This window comes from Novipirellula rosea (assembly GCF_039541335.1).
Classification (GTDB): Bacteria; Planctomycetota; Planctomycetia; order Pirellulales; family Pirellulaceae; genus Novipirellula; species Novipirellula rosea.
In genome coordinates this window covers 162,027-180,871 of sequence record NZ_BAABGA010000046.1, presented here as the reverse complement: position 1 = coordinate 180,871, position 18,845 = coordinate 162,027, and the positions used below count along the sequence as shown (strand labels likewise).

Genomic DNA, 18,845 nt, shown 5'->3' with positions numbered 1-18,845 from the left:
CGTGAAGCAGGAAACAGCATTTCTTGACCGGTTCTTCAGCGAATTTTATGACTTTTCGGTTTTTAGTGATGATTTGGCCCCGAAATGTCGATTGGATGGTTTATCTGACCTAACCGGCAAAGTTTAACACCGACCATCCATTTATCGAGACATCACATGTGCCCATCCCTCAAAGGCGACCGCTGCGTGGGCTTGGTCTTCCCTTCTTCGGCAAGTCTGGCCTCGGCTCTCGTTCTTTCCGTTTTGGTGGTTGGATCGAGCGTGGGATGTTCCGCCTTCAATTTGCCAGGATTCAATCCAGCCGAGCCGGGGACGAATTACGTCGCCTCCGGAGTCGCAGGAGGCCATCGTGGGCTCGACGAGACGATGGACGCAGTGGTGTATCAGAAAGTTCGCCAAGCTCAGGCGGAAAACTCCATCGTCCTGCAAGTTGCGGTCGACAAGGATGAACCCGTTCGTGTGCTGCCATTGCCGCCCGAATCGAGTGGCCGATCGGTCTTTGTGAGCGATCTACTAAAACAGACCGGGGTGTTGCAGAAACTCGGATCGGTCAACGCGGTTCTGTATCGCAGTTCGCCGCAAGCCATCGGAGGTATCCGTATGGAAGTTCGCATGAACGAAAGTCACACGGTGGTCCTGCCCGAATCGGACTACGCGCTTAAAACCGGTGACCGTCTCTACGTAACGAAGTCCGAGATTTCGCCGATCCAAACCTTGGTCACTCAAGCGTTGGGAATCTAGGTTTTGTCGTAGCGCATTGTCACGCGGCTTACCAAGCCGTTAGCGTGCCTCGTGTTTAGCGTGCCTCGTGTTTAGCGTTCCTCGTGTTTAATCGTGCAGGCGAATGTCGCCACGCTCGCTACACTGCATGTTCGCCGCGACGGGTTCCCGCTCGAAGAAACTGGTCGACCATGGTTGGGAACGCTGCTTAAAAAGGATCGTTAGCGAGATTCACTGCGAATCGAACTTCGTTTATCGTAACTCCGCAGCATGGTTTTGTTGAAAACTTGGCGACTAAAAACTGGTAATGCAGCGTCGATCGCGTTAGAACAAGGGGACTACTTGTTCTAGTTTCTAATCACCCTACTCACTCAGCTTGCAACCCCGGGGGCAGCGGATGAGTCTTCTGCGACGTGTTTCACTCTCGCACGCTTCTTTCGTTAAGCCAGATCATGGGGCTTCATTAGCGGTCCTTCGTATCGGGCTTTTCTTGCTGGCGATTCCCGTCACGCTCTGTCTCGTGACAGGCTGTGGGGAACCGCGTGAAAGCTTGGTCAAAGAAAGTGACGAGTATTCTTACGACGAGATCATGGCTCAGGCGGCTGAAGAAGAATCGGCGTCCGAGGCAGAACGAGAAGAGTAAGGAAACCACCACGACGTTGCGGCTTGTTGCAACACTCCTTTTGCCCGATCGGCTTTGACTGTTCCGACGCATTCGAACAGGCAGCATGGTCGGTCAAGCATCGCGAGATTGAAAAGCATCGCGAGGTTGGAATTGAGCGGGATCGTATTGAAAGATCCGCCATGACGACACGAGTCTCTTCTCGCGTTTCACTCGCCTTTACTTTGGTCGAACTGCTGGTCGTAATCGCTATCATCGGCGTGTTAGTTGGATTGTTATTGCCTGCGGTCCAAGCGGCTCGCGAAGCGGCGCGGCGGATGAGTTGCAGTAACAATGTCAAGCAAATTGGGCTGGGGCTGCACAACTATCATTCCGCCCACCATCAGCTGCCGATTCACGGAGTGGGGCCCACCAACGAAAATACCAACAGCACGTCGCTTGCCGACAAAAAAGATGGTTCCGCGTTTACACGAATCGAGCTGACCTATTTGGTGGGGCTGTTGCCGTTTGTCGAACAGCAGGCGTTGTGGGAACAGTTGAGCGAGCCGATGTTGGAGTCCGATGGCGACATTTGGCCTGCCTTTGGTCCTCGCCCTTGGAACGGCAATTATCCCCCTTGGGCAACCGAGATTTCAACGTTTCGCTGCCCTAGCGATCCAGGCCGTGGGGTGCCCGCGTTGGGGCGAACGAATTATGCCGCCTGTACCGGCGACGGTTTCTATGATGCCGAACATGGGGTCACGGTTTGGAGTGGAACGCGTTGGTTGTACAACCGTGACCCGACCGCCAAGAAACGTGCTCGCTGTGGTTTGCGTGGTGCGTTTGTGCCACGCAAGAGTATCAAGTTCCGTGACTTCATTGATGGTTTGTCCAATACGATCGCGGTGGGCGAAATCATGACGGGCTTGGGTGATCGCGATAATCGATCCGTAGGATTCTCGAATGCCAAGGGTGGCTTTTTGAAAGTGGCTAATAATCCCAAGCGATGTTTTGATCTTGGCTATATCGATACCGCTCGGCCGCAGTTTTGGACGAGCGGTGCGAAGGTGTATGGAGCGGTTTCTCAGCGTGGGTTCCGATGGGCCGATTTCCATACGTTGCAATCGCAATTCAATACGATCCTCTCGCCTAATTCCGAGGTCTGTCTGGTCGGGCAATCCGACACCTACGGGATCGCGCCGGCAAGCAGTCGGCATCAAGGCGGTGTGCACATTTTGATGGCCGATGGTGCGGTAAAGTTCATTACCGATTCGATCGAGGCGGGCAATTCAAACTCGCCCTGCGTCTACTGCAACGCACTGAGTGCGGGAACCAATAGCGCGGTCCCGGCGGGATCGAAAAGTCCCTACGGTTTATGGGGAGCTCTCGGCACACGTGCCTCGCGCGAGAGTGTTTCTACGGATTTCTAACGTCCGATTGAGTGCTCACGCCGCACCGTTACAAAACCACCCGGTTAGTGTGAAAGTAGATGGCATTGGGCTCCCGCCTGCAGACACATCGAAAACGCGAGCCGCTGCCGCTTTGCCCGGGGCTTCCAAGGCAGCCGATTGAGGAACAAGCTTGCGAAAAGCAAAATTTCTCGGTTTTTGCTGGGGGCAACCAGCTTTGGCGTTCGCTGAGCTGGTGAATTTGGGCCGTTTTTGACGCTCTATTGGGGGATGAGTGTTGCCTTTGAGGATTGGGGTATTTAGTCTGCCTCGCCTAATAGAGGTTGCTTTTCAGAATCTTCCCATTTCTTTTCGGAGAAAACGCCATGAAACGAATCATGGTTTGTACCAAGCCTATGATGGGTTTAGCAGTTGCATTGGTTGCAATCATGACAGTCTGTGGGCATGCCGGTAACGTCGTTGCCGAGATGCCGACCTATACCGAGGTGGCCCCTTTAAGCCACGCGGCAAAACCTCGCGTGACATGGCACCGAACGCTGCGTTCGGGTTGGCAAGAAGCACGTCGACGCAATGTACCGATGGTGATCTATATCTCGACCGATCACTGCGTTTATTGTGACGCGATGAAACGTGATACGTGGAGCAATGAAACGGTCGAACAACGTGTCTCGCAAGACTTCGTCGCAATTCTGTTGACGCCTCAAGAGAACGAAGCGACACTGGGACGTATCGACGTGGCGGCGTATCCCACCACGCTGATCGGCGTTCCCGAAGGCAAGATTGTGGGGCATCGCACGGGCTACCAGCCAGCCGCGGCGCTACACAAGTTTTTGAGCGAAGCGTTAAAGCGATAACGCTCCCCTGCCCCACCCTGCCCTGCAAATTGAAGTTGCCCCGCCAACACAAGTCCAGATAGGGGTTCTCGTGGCGCAATGGTGTGCATCTTTTTTGGCGGTGCAGCGTAAGCCACCCGGTGTTCCTCGAACGTTATATTCACAGCAGCCTGCTGTCACCTCTCCCAGCTGCGCCGGGAGAGGTGACGGATCGTTTCACACCCGCTTATTTAAACCCTGCACCGGAGGGGCGTTTGGACAGTGCGCCACGGACACCAAGCTCGCGAGGGTCACGTGCAATTTTGTCGCTAAAGATGCGAACGTCATCCATGATTGGGCGAATACGTGCAGAAGCCTGTTCGATGTTCTCAATCGTGCGGCGAACCTGCCAATAGATTTCGTCGTCTTCGAGGAATCGTTTAAAGGATCCGTCGCTGTTGTTGACCGCGCGGCCCAGCGTCTCGAGTTCCGCGAGTGCTACGTCGGCACTCGCAAGCGTTCGCAACACTTGCTCAATCAATTCGCCACTACGTTCCCCGAGCGGCTGCGTGAATTTTTCGACATTCATCATTGTGCGATCAAAGCTAGCCACCGATCGCTGCGCCGTCGCAATCGTTTCTTCCGCCGTTGCACCGACGCGTTCGAATCGGTCGCCGACGCGGCGGAAACTTTCGAAGGTTTCTCGAGTGCTATCGAGTGTTTTTTGAGCATTCATCAGCAGTTCAGGCAGCTGGGCCATCGATCGTTCGAGTCCATCTTGGATTAGAGGGTTGCCCACGGTTTTTCGCACATCTCGAATCGCTCCTTGGAATTCTTCGAGCGTCTCGACCGCTTCTTGAGCCAAACGATCCATGTTTTGGTCGGCCCCGCCCACCGTGTTTTTGACTTCGACGGCAAGCTGGTTGACGTTGTCGCCCGCCAAGGCAATCGAATCGCCCGCTTTGCGGATCGATTCCATCGTCTCCAACATCTGACCTTCCATGCTGTAGAGTGTGTTGAGTGGGTTTTTTGATTTTTTGCCGTAGTCCAAGTAGTCTTCATGGGCGAAGCGAGTGTTCACTAATTCCATCTTGCCCCCTAACGCTTTTTCTAGCTCCTGCTCCGTCGCTCGCACGAATTCAATCGCGGCATCGCCCGTCACAAGCGAGCTATTTCCGATCGTGGGAATGTAGTGGCGGTCGATCGGTTTGGAGCTGTCCATTGCCAACGACACCAAGACACCGCCTTCGGGAAGTAGCGATATCTCATCGACGCGGCCAATCCGCACGCCATCGCGCAGCACGGCGGTGTTCGGGCTGACCCCTTCGGCCGAAGGGAACTCGACCAACAACGTGTAGTCTTGATTCAGGACGTTGGGGAACGCACCGAACAAGAATGTCAAAATGATGCCGATGCCGATCGACGAAACGACCAACACCCCAACGCCAAACCGTAGTTTATTATCGTCCATGATATTTTCTTAGCCTTCGCTTTGCAGCGACATCTCCTTCAACCGTTCACCCGCTTCGCCACGAACAAATTGTCGAACGCGTCGATCGTCAGCGTGTTCAAGATCACTGGGCGATCCGTCAAATAACACTTGCGACTCACCAGGCCCGAGTCGGCGTCGAGGATAAAACATCAGCACGCGGTCCGAGACTTTGCGAGCGGTGTGCATGTCGTGCGTGACCACGATGCTGGTCACCGGATACCGCCGCCGCGTTTCGAGGATCAATTCGTTGATCACGTCGCTCATGATCGGATCGAGTCCCGTGGTCGGTTCGTCGTACACGACCAATTCCGGTTCCAATATCAATGCTCGCGCGAGTCCGACCCGTTTTCGCATCCCACCGGACAATTCGGCCGGATACTTCCGCGCGACTTCATTTGGCAATCCGACTTCCATCAGATGCTGCATCACGCGGTCGCGGACTTCGGTTTCCGCCACGACTTCGTTCTGCCGCAACGGAAACGCCACGTTCTCGAAGATCGACATGCTGTCGAACAACGCTGCGTTCTGAAAAACAAATCCGAACCGCTTGCGAGTTTGCGTCAGCTCGGCCATCCCCATTTCATCGAAACGGCGACCGTCAAACGAGATCGAGCCCTGTGTCGGTTGGATCAAACCGACCAACGTTTTCATGAAGACCGTTTTGCCACAGCCGCTTTCGCCAATCACTGCAATCGTTTGGCCACGCAAGATCGAGACGTTGATGTCTTGCAAAATCGTTTGCTTTTCAAACACCACGCTCAGATCGTCGACCTCGATCAATGACTCGGAGGTATCGCCCGCGTTCGGTTCGGGATCAAGTTCGTATTCGTAATCGTTATCGGAGGTCACAGGATCGACGCTCCTTCGGGATAGAGTTTGAAGTACAACGCATCCAAGAAAATGTTGAGCGCCAAGTCGATCGCCAAGATCAACACAAACGAGTAAACAAACGCCGCGGTGGCTGCTTTGCCAACCCCTTCGGCACCCGCTTGGCAGTTAAAGCCTCGGTAACAACTGACAATCGCAATCACGCCGCCAAAGAAGAAACTCTTGAAGATGCCGTTGAACAGATCAAAGCCGCGTACGCCTTCACGCGAATGGTTCAGGTAGGCGGCGTGATCAATTCCGAGGATCACGACGCTGTAAAAATAGCCACCGACAATGCCCATGAAATCGGCCATGATCGTCAGCGCAGGAATTAGCAAAATGCAGGCCAAGAATCGGGGCACAACCAAGTAATGAATCGGATCGGCACCCATCGTGGTGAGTGCATCGATTTGTTCGGTCACCCGCATCGTCCCCAAGACCGCTGCCATGGCGCTGCCCACACGGCCTGCTAGCATCGTGGCGGCAAGGACCGGACCAAGCTCGCGGACCAACGAGGTGTTGATGACGACCCCCAGCCGGTTTTCGAGCCCGAAGGCATGAAATTGGTAATAGCTGTTGACGGCTAACACCATGCCGATGAATGTGCCAGTCAACGCGACGACGGGCAAACTGAGCACGCCGACTTGATAAAAATTCGGCAAAATTGTGCCGCGACGAGGCATTCGGGTGAACAACCAAACAAACATCTTCCATGCGAAGATGGCGATGTCACCCACTGTCGTCACGCCATCGACCACTGCCGATCCCCATTCCATCACCCAGCGGACGAAGGGGCCTTCACTTGGCGTGGGATCATCCATTGCCCCGCCTCGATGTGGCGACGGCAGTGCAGCGGTACCCTGCTCAACCACGTTTGCTTACCTCCCTTGCCGAAATGACGCGAATTGCGAATCGTCTGGCGGTGGGTGTCAGGATCACAGCGACTGCGACGAGTCACACTGCTCTACCACGCAATCACTCGAATCGCGCATCCACCATCACCGCTTATGGGATTGTATCGGTCAGGTCGACCTTGAGGATTAGCGAAAGAAGACGGATCGTGGTTGCTAGCTTTTATAGATCTAGCATTCCCCTCGAATCACCGTCTGGTTTATTCCGCGACACAGGGATTGCTCAACGTGCCGATGCCATCAATTTCCACTTTGCAGACATCGCCAGGTTTCAAGAACACAGGCGGCTTCCGGGCGGCACCCACGCCGGGCGGAGTGCCTGTGAAAATCAGGTCGCCGGGGTGGAGCGTCATGATTTTCGTCAGATGTGCGATCAATTCGCCGATATTAAAAATCAGCTGAGCGGTGGTACTGTTTTGAACCACCTCGCCATTGAGATGCATTTTCACTCGCACGTCGCTTGAGTCCGCCAATTCACCTGTGGTGACGATGCAGGGCCCCACGGGGGCGAACGTGTCAAAGCTTTTGCCGAGCAACCATTGGCCGGCGGGGCGTCCTTTTTGCCAATCGCGAGCCGAGACATCGTGGCCGCACGTGTACCCGTAGACGTAATTCATCGCGTCCTCTTGGGAAACATGCTTGGCCGTTTTTCCGATCACGACCACCAATTCCGCTTCGTAATCGACTTCGTTTGAAACACGCGGCAAGCGAATTTCGTCGCCATGCCCCACCAGTGCTGTGTTGAACTTGCTGAACACGACTGGTTCCGAGGGGATTTCAGATCCCGTTTCAATTGCGTGGTCACGGTAATTCAAGCCGATGCAAATCAACTTTTCGGGGGTGTCAATCGGAGGCAGCAGTTTGTCGGGCACCGGTTGCCACTGGGACTCGGTCGGTTTGGGCAGTTCCGCGAGCCATTTTGCACCTCCGGCCAATACTTCCGCTTGGGTCACCGGAGTATCGGTCAGCGTCGAGAGGGGACAGATCCGTGAACCCTCGTAAATCGCAAACTGCGGGTTCCCCTCAGCGTCGCTGAATCGGCAAATTGGCATAACTCTATATCCTTTGGGAATCAATCAATTAGGGTGGGGCGTCAAGTGGATGACTTTTTCACAATCGGCCACAGTGTAGCATTACCGACTCTGTTTTCATGCCACCCCCAAGCTACCGTGACGTCGATTCCGTTATAATGGGCAACACGCGGCGTCCGTGAAAGTTCGCCTCCCCTGCCCTCCCCCGCCCCAAAATACGACTAGGTATTCCCTCCCGATGAATTTTGTATCTTCAAGACGAAGCACGCTAAAAACCATTGCTTCGGCAACCGCGTTGGCGGCGGTCGGCCGAATTAGCCATGCCGATCAAGCGAGTGCCCAAGCGGCCGAGTCGCTTCCGCCGGTGCGGCAAATCACTCGGGGGCCCCTGAATCACTGGTTTGGCTACTACGATAAACTTGAATTTGATCCGACCAATCGTTTTGTCTTGTCAGGCGAAGTGGCGTTTGAGCATCGTACTCCGCGTGCGGACGACACGATTCGCGTCGGTATGGTCGACACGGCGGACAATGACAGATGGATCCCGCTCGGCAAAAGCAGTGCGTGGGGATGGCAACAAGGTTGTATGTTGCAGTGGCGTCCGCAATCCGAGTCGGAAGTGGTTTGGAATGATCGCCAAGGCGACCAACATGTTTGCCGGGTGATGGATGTGAAGACCAAAAAGCTTCGCACACTGCCGCGACCGATCTATGCACTCAGCGGAGACGGGAAATGGGCGATCACGGCCGACTTTTCGCGGATCCAGCGGATGCGTCCGGGCTACGGATACGTCGGATTGACCGATCCTTGCTCGCAATTGCGAGCACCTGAGGATTCGGGCGTCTGGAAGATGAACATGGAAACGGGCGAGTCCGAGTTGATCTTTTCGCTCGCCGCAGCCGCTCGGATCGACTATCAAGGCAAATCGCTAGCCGACAAGTGGAACTACTTTAATCATCTGCTTGTCAGCCCCGATAGCTCGCGATTTATTGTTTTGCATCGATGGCGTGAGAGCACCGGTGATGGGCCCGATGCCGAACCGGCGGGACGCTTCACGACACGAATGTTTACCGTTGGAATGGACGGTAGCGATCCCTATATCCTCGATCCATCGGGAGAAACGTCGCACTTTATCTGGCGAGATCCGTCGCATGTTTGTGCGTGGACGAAACCGATGGGCAAATCGTCAGGTTTCTATCTGTTTCGCGATCAAAGTGACGAAGTTCAAACGGTGGGCGAAGGGGTGATGAAGCAAAATGGGCACAACACCTATGTGCCCAATACGGATAACGAGTGGATTCTAAATGACACCTATCCACAGAAAGGGGCACGCACGCAGAATCCGTATCTGTATCACGTGCCGTCAAACCGTGTCGTTTCGCTCGGTCATTTTTATTCGCCGCCCGAATACACCGGCGAGTGGCGTTGTGACACGCATCCACGAAACAGTAACGATGGCAAGTCGGTGGTGATCGATTCGCCGCACCACGAGGGACGGCAATTGCATTTGATCGACATCAGCGAAATCGTGGCGTAACCGAATTGCAATGTCATTGAAACTGAACCGGCGTGGTGACCATCGCGTCCCGTTGGTCGGTGACCGAGACGAACCACGTGTTTGCGTCTTGGGGTGGAGCGGCGGTGATGACAACCGCATCGGTGATTTTGCCGGAAATACTTTTCCATTTGCGTTTGGATCGCAGTCCCGTGTCAGTCGTGTAGTGCAGTGTCGCTGATTCGAGCGGAGTTTGGCTTTTATATTGGACGTGCACCTCGTTTTCTTGCACGACCGGGATTTCAAGCGTCGCCAGCGGCACGCCGCCGCGACAATGTGAATCGATAAAGATTCCGATCTCCTGCGGAGCCCAACCGGCAGGATGCCCATGCGGCATGTTGACTTCGATGCGTATCTGCTTTTCACCCGGCACTGCATCAAAGCTCTTTTGATAACTGTCTAGCGGATAGTGAATGTCATTGGTTCCATTGACAAACAAAATCGGAACGCGGCACTGTGTCAGCACGCTCGAGGGATCGTACGCTTGGATCCAAGCGTTGCGGCGTTCGCCAAGCTGGTCGATCGAGGGTTTCTGAACCGATTCGCCTTCATATAAGAAGCCGCAACCATAAACGGGAACAGCGGCGCTGAAGCGATCATCAAGTGATGCAACCAGACAAGTCGTGTAACCGCCCCAGCTGATTCCCGTGACTGCGGTTTGTTCGGCATCGACTTCGTCAAACGACCGGATCAGTGAATGTGCGCGAAGCACGCTGGATGCGGCATGGTAGGGCCAATCATCGGAAACATCGGCGCCAATCGAGTCAAACTTGGTGTCGTGTCCTTGGTCCGGTCCGCCGAGCGGCAAACGCGTTCTTGTTTCGCGTCGTGCGGTTTGATTGCGAATCGGGACTCCGGTGTTGGGATCGTAAACCGGATCGATCGGACGTGAGCCGGCCAAATCCATGGCGATTGCGGCATAGCCACGCTTGGCCCACAGCCATGCCCACTCGGCAAACGCGGTTCCGCCACCTCCGTGGATCAGCACGACTGCCGGGTACTTCGTTTTGCTGTCAGGGATGGCCGAGCCAGAGTTCTCGCCCAGCGTGCTGGGGGACGCGTAAAAGGCAAACACTTCGGTCGGATGCCCCTGGTACGACTCGCCTTCATAGATCAATTGGTGCACCGGTCCCGATGTATCTTCCCAACGCATCTTCGGCACTTGCTTGGCCGCATCGATCATCGAGTACAGAGGGCTAGCCGCGTCGGATGTTGCCGCGGCGGGTTCTTTCGCGACGAGTGGCGTCGATAGCAGCAGGAAAAAGGCAAACGCGAGGTGAGTGGTTTTCATAGGGCGGCGTTTGTTAGGGGGAGTTTGACAAAAACGTATCGATTGTCTCACGGCACTCTTCCCATGCACTTGGTGGGGTGGGATCGTTGTGCCCCATTTCGTCAATCTCGACGAAATGTTTTGGCGAACAGGGGGACTCGGCATACAAGCGTTTGCCATGCTTGATTGGAATCAAGCGGTCACCGGTGCCATGGATCTGAACAAGAGGCCCCGAGTAGTTTTGAATTCGGGCGATCGAATCGTAGCGATTGCGCATCAACAAATTGACGGGGATGAATTGATACATTCCCGCTGCGACGTCGACCATTCGATCAAATGTGCGATCCAGGACGAGCAGTTTGGCGCCTCCCTGGGCGGCTACCGCGACCGCGCAACCGCCGCCGAGCGATTGGCCGTACAGGATCAATTGGTCAGGCCGAATCGAAAACCGCTGGCACGCAAAATCACGAGCAGCCAATGCGTCTGCGATCACGCCGGCTTCATCTGGGGACCCATCCATGCCGTCAAAACCACGGTATTCGGCGACGAAGACATTGGCGTTTAACTGGTCGCCAAGCCAAGCCGCCGTGGTGCTTTCACGAGCTGCCGTGATGCCATTGCCGTGAAAATACAAAAGCGTGTGCTCAGCGTTGGGATGTTCGTAAAGTTGTCCCGTCAACGGCGTGCCATCAGCCGATTCGTAGTTGACGGAGACGACCCCCGCAGCGGATTGCGGTGGAATGTTCATGAACGCACCGGGATAGACCAAGCGAGTTTCCATGGCGACCATGAAAACTAAGATGGTTACGTACCCGACGGCGACAATCCGTATCGCTGCACCGATCACGCGTTTAAGTCGGCTGCGGTAAGGTTTTGGCAAGCGTGTTTCGGACATCTGGTTTGGTTAACAGAGCAGCTGAAAAGTACAATTCGAATAGGACCGGGCGAGGCCCCACGCCCAATGCCATCTACTTTGGCACTCGGCGGTTGGTGTTCGTAGCGGAGCGGCGCGAGCCGCCCGGTCAATATCGAACGTTTTACTCGCTGCGACCGGACGGCTCGCGCCGTGACGCTACCCAAAGTCGATGGCATTGAACATGCACCGCACCGCGATAAACACCACCCGTTTGGTGTGAAGGCACGCTTCCACCATTGCGATCCATCGGGAGGTTCAGGCTATTGTAATCGCTGGTCCCGACGGCCCTTACCCAATTTCGCCGGCGGAACCTAACGGCGGAACCGGCTGCGGGCGTAATCGATAAACATCCATTGCAGTACAACGAGCACGAGCGGCGTCGTAAACAAGATAAACTGAGAGGCCTCGGCGTTTTTGGCCCAAATTGGAAAGTTGGATTCCGCCGCGGTCAGCAGCGCCATCACAAACGAGGCATTGAAAAACAACAGCAGGCAGGTCACCACCACCGAGCCGAGTGTAGCGGCGCAGCCCAGTAATCTTGGGCTTGCCACGCGTTCACTTGAATCCGGTTGCTTCTCGGAAGAAGGATTCTTGGGTGTGGGTGACGATACGCTCACATACTGGCTCGCAGTGGAAGTACTTGGCTTAATACCAATGTTGCCAATAAACCCACCAGCGACAATACCGCCAACAGTGGCGTCCAGCTTCGTAGCGATTCGCCTTCGGTCAATCCACCCATTTTGGTGAACACCCAAAAGCCGCTGTCGTTCATCCAGCTGCCCATCAGCGATCCGGCGCCCACGGCGGTCGCGACGTAGACCATGTTGTATTCCGGCTTAACGTCTCCGATGATAGCGGACATCATTCCCGCACCGATAATCATCGCCACCGTACTACTGCCTTGGGCGACCTTCAGCACCGCGGAAATACTCCATCCCAGCACAAGTAATGCCAACCCCGAGCCGCCTTGGTCTTGAAATGCTTGCTGGATCGTGTCGCTAATGTTGGTGTCGGTCAGCATCGACCCGAATGCTCCGCCAGCGGCGGTGATCAGGATAATCACCCCACCGCTCATGAGAGATTCTTCGACGTCCACGGCAAGGTCACGCCAGCTCAAGTGACGCACGACCTTTAGCGTCAGCATCGCGCAGATCGCCGCCAACAGCAATGCAAAGTTCGGGTTGCTCCATAGTGACAATGAATCGGCGAGTTCACGTTTCGGAGAATTCCAATCATGCGTTGCAATCAAATCGGGAAAGGCGTCTTCGAGCAAGGCGCGGTTCATGCGTCGGCGATCGACCGGTTTCATCCGCAGTTGGTTGGCGCCGATCTTTGACTTCGATACATCCGACAACGCGACGCCCAGGAACGCTTGCTCGGCATACAGTTCTTGGTCTAGCAGCACTTCGTTCAGCACCGCGACGACTTCGTTCTTGGCGGCGTCACTGGATGCAGGTTTCTTCAGCAGCGCCAATTCGTTGTCGTTCAGGGCACTGCTTGCCATCACGCGACCGGCAGGTGAATTGGGCGTCGCAGCGGCAAGTTCGCTGGCCAACGCATCAAAATCCTTGATGTCGGCAACACTCAGCATCGCGCGGTCTTCGCGGTCCGCCACGGTGGTCGCAAGCGTACCGGCTCCAATCAACACCACGGGCAAGATCACGGGCAATAACGCGATCCAGAACGAGGGCAATTGATCATCAAGCAACGGTTTGTGTTTGTTTTCGTTGGCCCCGAGTGGCCGCATTTCGACGGGACTCTTTTTGTCGATCACGATTGAGAAAATCAAACCCACGATCGCCGCTGGCAAGGCGACGAGGGTTCCCACCAACATCATCATGCCGATTTCGACTCCGAGAATCGAGGAGACAAGCAGCGGTCCTGGGGTGGGGGGAACCAATGTGTGCGTGATCGCTCCGCCCGTGGCAATCGCCATCAAGTAACGAAGATAGTGCTTGTTGGTGCGGCGATGCAAACTTCGCGCGAGCGGGACTAGCAAGTAAAAGACGGTGTCAAAAAAGACAGGTACCGCGAGCACAAAGCCGCTGACCATCAAACCGATCGATGCCTTCTTTTCTCCGGTGATGTTAACGGCACTGCGAACGATGCGGTCGGCGGCTCCGCTATCGAGCATGCATTTGCCGATGATGGCTGCCATCGCAATCACGATACCGATGCTGCCGGCGGAGCTGCCAAAGGCCGAGACGACGGCGTCCATTCGAGCTCCCGCTGATCCGCCCTGCGTGAGCCCCACCAGCAAGCTGACGATTAAAGCCGAGATGATCAGCGCCAGAAACGCGTTTAGCTTCAAGGCAATGATCATCCCCAGCACGCAAAAAATTCCCACCGCCAAAATCAGTACCGGGGTCTGGTTCAGCGTGCTGCCGCTGGTCGCAAGCTCGGCGGGGGTGCCGGGGATCGTTTCGGCAAGCGAAGCATCTGCGGCGGGCGAGACGGCTTGAGCAATGACCCCGCTGGGGATGACGCACAAGGCGAGGGTGAGTAGCAATAAAACGAGAAAAACCAATCTGGGTCGCGTCATGCGGGAGCCGTGATAAAAATGGGGGATGAGGTGGGGAGGGGGCAATTCAGCTGCCAATTCTAAACACTTTCTCAACGCCCGTGGTGGGGGCACAAGGGATGTCAAAGGGTCGCAAAGAATTGCGGGGCTTTTGCCGAGGGCAATCCGCGATCTCTAGCCGCCTCGTCAAAACGTCCATCGGCGCTTTATGATGGCCGCCTTAGCGAACGTTTTTGAATCCCGTAATCGACGAAGTGAAACCGATGACCCAGTACCGCACCGAACATGATTCCATGGGCGACGTTCAAGTGCCCGCCGAGGCCTATTACGGAGCCCAGACTCAGCGCGCTGTCGAAAATTTCCCGATCAGCGGTTGGGAATTGATGCCGTCGATGATCTCGGCCATGGGATTGGTCAAATTCGCCTGCGGCGTTGCCAACCGCGATCTCGAGAAATTGACCGGCAGTGGGAAAAATCCGCTCACCGACGCGCAGGTCAATGCGATGCTGCAGGCGGCCCAAGAGGTTGCCGATGGCAAGTTGGCGGACCAGTTCCCCATTGACGTTTTTCAAACGGGATCGGGAACCAGCAGCAACATGAACATCAACGAGGTGATCAGCAACCGTGCGATCGAGATTGCCGGTGGCGATCGATTGGGCACTGAAAAATTGATTCATCCCAATGACCATGTGAACATGGGGCAAAGTACGAACGATACATTCCCCACGGCGATTCACGTAGCGACGGCGATTCAGATTGAAACAAAATTGTTGCCAACGCTTCGCAAAATGCATGCGTCGCTTGCGGAGAAGGCAAAACAGTGGGACAAGATCATCAAGATCGGCCGCACGCACTTGATGGACGCAACGCCACTGCGTTTGGGACAAGAATTTGGTGGGTTCGCTCGTCAATTAGAGTTGTCGATTTCGCGAGCCGAAGCCGCGCGTGATGCGGTTTTGGAATTGGCTGTCGGTGGCACGGCGGTGGGCAGCGGCATCAATACGCACCCTGAATTCGGTGCCCGTGTTGCCAAGGAATTAGCGAACAAGACCGGCATTGCGTTTGTCGAAGCGGTGAATCATTTCGAAGCCAACGCAACGCGAGACGCTTTGGTGCATTCGCACGGCGAACTAAAATGCATCGCGCAAACGTTGTTCAACGTTTCCAACAGCATTCGTTGGTTGGGCAGCGGCCCACGCTGTGGATTTTTTGAAGTCCAATTGCCAAGTCGCCAACCCGGCAGCTCGATCATGCCTGGAAAAGTGAACCCGGTCATGTGCGAGTCGATGATGCAGTTGACCGCTCGCGTGATGGGCAACGACACCTGCATCACGGTCAGTGGTGCGTCGGGGGGCAACTTTCAACTGAACATTATGATGCCAGTGATGGGGCACACGATTCTTGAATCGATTCACTTGTTATCGAGAGGCTGCGATGCGTTTGTCGAATTCTGTCTCGATGGAATGGAAGCGAACGCGCAGGCATGCGAGGCGTCGGTCGAGAAGAGCTTGTCGATGTGCACCAGTTTGAATCCGTTGATTGGTTACGAGCAAGCAGCGAAACTGGCCAAGGAAGCATTTGCGTCGGGACAAACGATTCGTGAACTGTGTCGTGAAAAGGGAATTTTGCCTGAGGACACGCTGACCGAAGCTCTCGATCCTTGGAAAATGACCGAGCCCCAGGCGTGATCGTCCGTCTGGTATGCTGGTGACACCAAACGCTTTTTCGAACTTTTCTGACGGTCGACATTCGAATGCTTCAAGTCCGTTCGCTCGTTAAAACTTTTTCGCTCGATGACGGCGAAGTCCGCGCGGTGGACGACTTGTCGCTGACGGTGCCACAGGAAGAGGTCTACGGGTTGTTGGGACCCAACGGAGCGGGCAAGACAACGACGCTGCGAATTATTCTCGGGTTGCTTGAACCCGACAGCGGCTACACGGCAGTCGATGGGATTCACACCACGATCGATCCGATCGCAGTGAAGTCGCGATTGGGATTTGTTTCGTCCAATGACGGCGTTTATCCCTGGCTGAGTGTACGCGAGATGTTGTTGTATTTCGGCGATCTGTATGCCGTCGATCCCGATCTCGCAGCGACCCGGGCCGAAGAGCTTTCAAAGCTGATGGGAATCGAGCATTTGCTCGATCGTCGTGCCGGCACACTCAGCACCGGGCAACGCCAACGTGTGACGCTCGTGCGTGGTTTGATTCACGACCCCCCGGTGATGTTGTTGGACGAACCGACGCGTGGTTTGGACGTCGTCGGTGTGCAAACCATTTTTGAATACATCGGACATTTACGGCAAGCCGGAAAGGCGGTGATCGTGTGTACGCACCGACTCGATGAAGCGGAGCGATTGTGCGATCGATTTGGCTTGTTGCATCAAGGCCGATTGGAATACGAAGGCGACATGAGTGAGCTGCGACAAGCCACCGGTCGCGAACACCTGGTGGATATGTTTGTCGACTTGATGAACGGCGAGGCGGCAGCATGAGCGGACACGTGATGAAGGGGCGGATTCTTCGGCTCTGTCAAAAAGAACTGCGGGAAACGATCCGTGATCGACGGACCGTGATGACATTGTTGATCATGCCGCTGCTGTTGTATCCGCTGCTGAGCATGGCGCTGAATCGTTTTTTGTTGACGTCTGGTGCTCGGCCCAGCAATGTGTTTCTCGTCGGGGTGGCAACCGAACGCGAAGGCGAACTGTTGCGGTCGTATTTGGACGATCCCAAAAGTGCTCCGCCCGATTCGGTCGCAAAATCGAGCGGCGGAGGGATCGCCGAGTTTGATATTCGCTTGAGCGAAGGCATCGATCCGGTTGATGCGTTGTATGCGAATCAAATCGATCTAGCCGTTGAAATTAAATTCGAGGAACCACCGCAAGTGATCATCACCGCGTTTCGTGGTGATGGCGGTAGCCAGAATGCGCGTCGTGTCTTAGTCGAACGATTGCAGTGGTTGCGGTCCAACTTTGCTCAACAAGTGGCGAAGATGTTGGCGCCCGATTACCGTCCTCCGGCCGATATTGTCGTGGACGAAATTGGCCAAGAGGACGAGATGCCTCTGTTGGCAACGATCGTGCCATTGGTGTTGGTATTGATGACGATTACCGGAGCGGTCTATCCGGCAATCGACTTGACCGCCGGGGAACGAGAACGCGGCACGATGGAATCGTTGATGGCGTCTCCGGTGCCGCGATTCTACGTGTTGTTTGCCAAATACATCGCGGTCGTGATCGTGGCGTTATTGACGGCGATGATCAATTTGTTGGCGATGTTCACGACGCTGTGGGTGTCGGGAATGATGCGGTTTTTAACCGGGGATGACGCGTTTCCATGGATCGCCGTACTGCAAATCCTGGGGTTGTTGGTGCTCTTTAGCGGGTTCTTTTCCGCATTGCTGTTGTGTTTGACGAGCTTTGCCAAGTCGTTCAAAGAAGCTCAGGCCTACTTGATTCCCGTGATGCTGCTAGCGCTAGCGCCGGGGATGTTGTCGCTGATGCCGGGCGTCGAGCTGAGCGGGCCTTTGGCGATTGCACCGCTGATCAGCATCGTCTTGTTGGCTCGCGATCTGCTTGCCGGAGTGTTTCATCCCGTGGGCGCGTTGGCGGCAATTGTCAGCACGATCGGTTATGCCTCGGCCGCCTTGGCGGTGGCTTCGCGTTTGTTTGGTAACGACGCAGTGACGCGGACAAGCGAACAATCGATTGGATCGTTCTTTCATCGGCCTAAGAAAATGACGCCGGTGCCGAGCGTCGAGTCGGCGGCGTTGATGTTGTCGCTGTTGGTGCCGATCTATTTTGTTGGCTCCAACGGGTTGATGCGGTTCTTGCTGATCTTTGGCGACCAGATTTCTTTGTCGGCCAAGTTTTGGTTGAACATCTTGACGCTGTTGTTGACGTTTGGCCTAGTGCCGTTTGTCGCCGCGTTTTTGGGACGCCATCGATATCGCAGCACGTTTCGATTGCAGATGCCGCCGATGCTCAGTTTTATTGGGGTCGTGTTGATCGGAATGGGAGCTTGGACGCTCGCCCATGAGGCGTTTGTGTTCGCCGAAGCAATCGGGATCGGTGGTCTGAGTGAAGAGCGAATCGAAGAGGCGTTGGGGCAATTGGCGGCATGGAAACAAGTGCCACCGTGGTTGTTGCTGCTGACGTTTGCCGTGGCTCCGGCGGTGATCGAAGAATTGTGTTTTCGTGGATTTTTATTCTCCGCGTTCTTGCGAGTGATGTCACCCGCACGCACGATCATGCTGACGGCGGTCTTGTTTGGTTTGTTCCATGTGTTTACCGGCAACGCCCTGTTGATTGAGCGGTTTATCCCGACCACGCTGCTGGGATTGATCTTGGGATGGATCGCCTATCGCACTGGCAGTGTGCTGCCCGGCATGCTGATGCATCTGGTGCACAACGGGCTGCTGGAGATCGTCGCGCGTTATCATGAACACTTCCAGTTTTTCGGAAGTGAATTAGACGATCAAGCGCATTTGCCGCTAGTGTGGTTGGTCGTTGCCAGTGCGATCGCACTGGCAGGGGCGGGGATCGTGTGGGCAAGCACGCGAGAGTCGAAGTCAACCAAAGTCGTCGAGCAAACCGCGATCCAATCGTGATTTTCCGTAGGCGAAATCACCGTAGGCCGGATCATTGTCGGCCAGCTTTCCAAGCTGAAGCCGTCGTGGTCAGCGGCGGTACGCGTAGATCGCCGTTAGCCGTCTCGCCTGGACGATCAAACGTGAGGC

At 55.3% G+C, this 18,845-nt stretch carries 16 protein-coding genes; 8 read left to right on the top strand and 8 right to left on the bottom strand.

From position 1 onward, the window contains the following. Positions 1-156: 156 nt before the first annotated feature. From ABD971_RS18305 to ABD971_RS18290, 4 genes are all read left to right on the top strand, one after another. Positions 157-741, top strand: a complete 585-nt coding sequence (locus tag ABD971_RS18305) for a hypothetical protein (protein WP_345324392.1) — start codon at positions 157-159, stop codon at positions 739-741. A gap of 376 nt (positions 742-1,117) precedes the next feature. Beyond that, positions 1,118-1,363 (top strand): hypothetical protein, encoded by a 246-nt coding sequence (locus ABD971_RS18300; RefSeq protein ID WP_339940709.1) that lies wholly within the window; start codon positions 1,118-1,120, stop codon positions 1,361-1,363. A 161-nt stretch (positions 1,364-1,524) separates the two neighbouring features. After that, positions 1,525-2,751, top strand: a complete 1,227-nt coding sequence (locus ABD971_RS18295) for a DUF1559 domain-containing protein (protein WP_339940707.1) — start codon at positions 1,525-1,527, stop codon at positions 2,749-2,751. Between the two features lie 344 nt (positions 2,752-3,095). Further along, positions 3,096-3,584, top strand: coding sequence for a thioredoxin family protein (locus tag ABD971_RS18290; RefSeq protein WP_345324389.1), 489 nt, complete (start codon positions 3,096-3,098; stop codon positions 3,582-3,584). A 205-nt stretch (positions 3,585-3,789) separates the two neighbouring features. Here the strand turns inward: ABD971_RS18290 and ABD971_RS18285 are convergent, their stop codons facing one another. The 4 genes from ABD971_RS18285 to ABD971_RS18270 form a co-directional block, all read right to left on the bottom strand. Next, positions 3,790-5,013, bottom strand: a complete 1,224-nt coding sequence (locus tag ABD971_RS18285; RefSeq protein ID WP_339940703.1) for an MlaD family protein — start codon at positions 5,011-5,013, stop codon at positions 3,790-3,792. Positions 5,014-5,022: 9 nt separating this feature from the next. Beyond that, positions 5,023-5,814 carry an ABC transporter ATP-binding protein gene (locus ABD971_RS18280; protein WP_339940903.1) on the bottom strand — a complete coding sequence of 264 codons (792 nt, stop codon included), beginning with the start codon at positions 5,812-5,814 and terminating at the stop codon, positions 5,023-5,025. Between the two features lie 65 nt (positions 5,815-5,879). Next, on the bottom strand, positions 5,880-6,722 hold the full coding sequence (locus ABD971_RS18275) for an MlaE family ABC transporter permease (protein WP_339940701.1): 843 nt from the start codon (positions 6,720-6,722) through the stop codon (positions 5,880-5,882). Positions 6,723-7,012: 290 nt separating this feature from the next. Continuing rightward, entirely contained in the window at positions 7,013-7,864 is an 852-nt protein-coding gene (locus ABD971_RS18270) for a fumarylacetoacetate hydrolase family protein (RefSeq protein WP_345324387.1), read from the bottom strand. 217 nt (positions 7,865-8,081) lie between these two features. Between ABD971_RS18270 and ABD971_RS18265 the strand changes: the two genes are divergently transcribed. Beyond that, positions 8,082-9,380, top strand: a complete 1,299-nt coding sequence (locus tag ABD971_RS18265; protein WP_345324385.1) for a hypothetical protein — start codon at positions 8,082-8,084, stop codon at positions 9,378-9,380. A 13-nt stretch (positions 9,381-9,393) separates the two neighbouring features. Here the strand turns inward: ABD971_RS18265 and ABD971_RS18260 are convergent, their stop codons facing one another. From ABD971_RS18260 to ABD971_RS18245, 4 genes are all read right to left on the bottom strand, one after another. After that, on the bottom strand, positions 9,394-10,689 hold the full coding sequence (locus ABD971_RS18260) for an alpha/beta hydrolase family protein (RefSeq protein WP_345324383.1): 1,296 nt from the start codon (positions 10,687-10,689) through the stop codon (positions 9,394-9,396). 13 nt (positions 10,690-10,702) lie between these two features. Beyond that, positions 10,703-11,563, bottom strand: a complete 861-nt coding sequence (locus ABD971_RS18255; protein WP_339940693.1) for an alpha/beta hydrolase — start codon at positions 11,561-11,563, stop codon at positions 10,703-10,705. A 332-nt stretch (positions 11,564-11,895) separates the two neighbouring features. Further along, positions 11,896-12,135: a hypothetical protein gene (locus ABD971_RS18250; protein WP_339940691.1), complete on the bottom strand. Its 240-nt coding sequence runs from the start codon at positions 12,133-12,135 to the stop codon at positions 11,896-11,898. Positions 12,136-12,197: 62 nt separating this feature from the next. After that, positions 12,198-14,126 carry a GntP family permease gene (locus ABD971_RS18245; RefSeq protein WP_345324380.1) on the bottom strand — a complete coding sequence of 643 codons (1,929 nt, stop codon included), beginning with the start codon at positions 14,124-14,126 and terminating at the stop codon, positions 12,198-12,200. A 242-nt stretch (positions 14,127-14,368) separates the two neighbouring features. Here ABD971_RS18245 and ABD971_RS18240 point away from each other — a divergent pair, with 242 nt between their 5' ends. From ABD971_RS18240 to ABD971_RS18230, 3 genes are all read left to right on the top strand, one after another. Continuing rightward, a complete protein-coding gene (locus ABD971_RS18240; protein WP_345324518.1) occupies positions 14,369-15,793 on the top strand; it encodes a class II fumarate hydratase in 1,425 nt (474 codons plus the stop codon). Between the two features lie 65 nt (positions 15,794-15,858). After that, entirely contained in the window at positions 15,859-16,599 is a 741-nt protein-coding gene (locus ABD971_RS18235; protein WP_339940687.1) for an ATP-binding cassette domain-containing protein, read from the top strand. Beyond that, positions 16,596-18,716 (top strand): ABC transporter permease subunit/CPBP intramembrane protease, encoded by a 2,121-nt coding sequence (locus tag ABD971_RS18230; protein WP_339940685.1) that lies wholly within the window; start codon positions 16,596-16,598, stop codon positions 18,714-18,716. The genes ABD971_RS18235 and ABD971_RS18230 overlap by 4 nt, the downstream gene beginning before the upstream one ends. Positions 18,717-18,845: the final 129 nt, after the last annotated feature.

Coding starts and splice junctions, on each gene's coding strand:
- ABD971_RS18270 (WP_345324387.1), bottom strand. CDS start 7,864: ATGCCAATTTGCCGATTCAGCGACGCTGAGGGGAACCCGCAGTTTGCG.
- ABD971_RS18295 (WP_339940707.1), top strand. CDS start 1,525: ATGACGACACGAGTCTCTTCTCGCGTTTCACTCGCCTTTACTTTGGTC.
- ABD971_RS18305 (WP_345324392.1), top strand. CDS start 157: ATGTGCCCATCCCTCAAAGGCGACCGCTGCGTGGGCTTGGTCTTCCCT.
- ABD971_RS18235 (WP_339940687.1), top strand. CDS start 15,859: ATGCTTCAAGTCCGTTCGCTCGTTAAAACTTTTTCGCTCGATGACGGC.
- ABD971_RS18230 (WP_339940685.1), top strand. CDS start 16,596: ATGAGCGGACACGTGATGAAGGGGCGGATTCTTCGGCTCTGTCAAAAA.
- ABD971_RS18265 (WP_345324385.1), top strand. CDS start 8,082: ATGAATTTTGTATCTTCAAGACGAAGCACGCTAAAAACCATTGCTTCG.
- ABD971_RS18255 (WP_339940693.1), bottom strand. CDS start 11,563: ATGTCCGAAACACGCTTGCCAAAACCTTACCGCAGCCGACTTAAACGC.
- ABD971_RS18240 (WP_345324518.1), top strand. CDS start 14,369: ATGACCCAGTACCGCACCGAACATGATTCCATGGGCGACGTTCAAGTG.
- ABD971_RS18285 (WP_339940703.1), bottom strand. CDS start 5,013: ATGGACGATAATAAACTACGGTTTGGCGTTGGGGTGTTGGTCGTTTCG.
- ABD971_RS18300 (WP_339940709.1), top strand. CDS start 1,118: ATGAGTCTTCTGCGACGTGTTTCACTCTCGCACGCTTCTTTCGTTAAG.
- ABD971_RS18245 (WP_345324380.1), bottom strand. CDS start 14,126: ATGACGCGACCCAGATTGGTTTTTCTCGTTTTATTGCTACTCACCCTC.
- ABD971_RS18290 (WP_345324389.1), top strand. CDS start 3,096: ATGAAACGAATCATGGTTTGTACCAAGCCTATGATGGGTTTAGCAGTT.
- ABD971_RS18275 (WP_339940701.1), bottom strand. CDS start 6,722: ATGGATGATCCCACGCCAAGTGAAGGCCCCTTCGTCCGCTGGGTGATG.
- ABD971_RS18260 (WP_345324383.1), bottom strand. CDS start 10,689: ATGAAAACCACTCACCTCGCGTTTGCCTTTTTCCTGCTGCTATCGACG.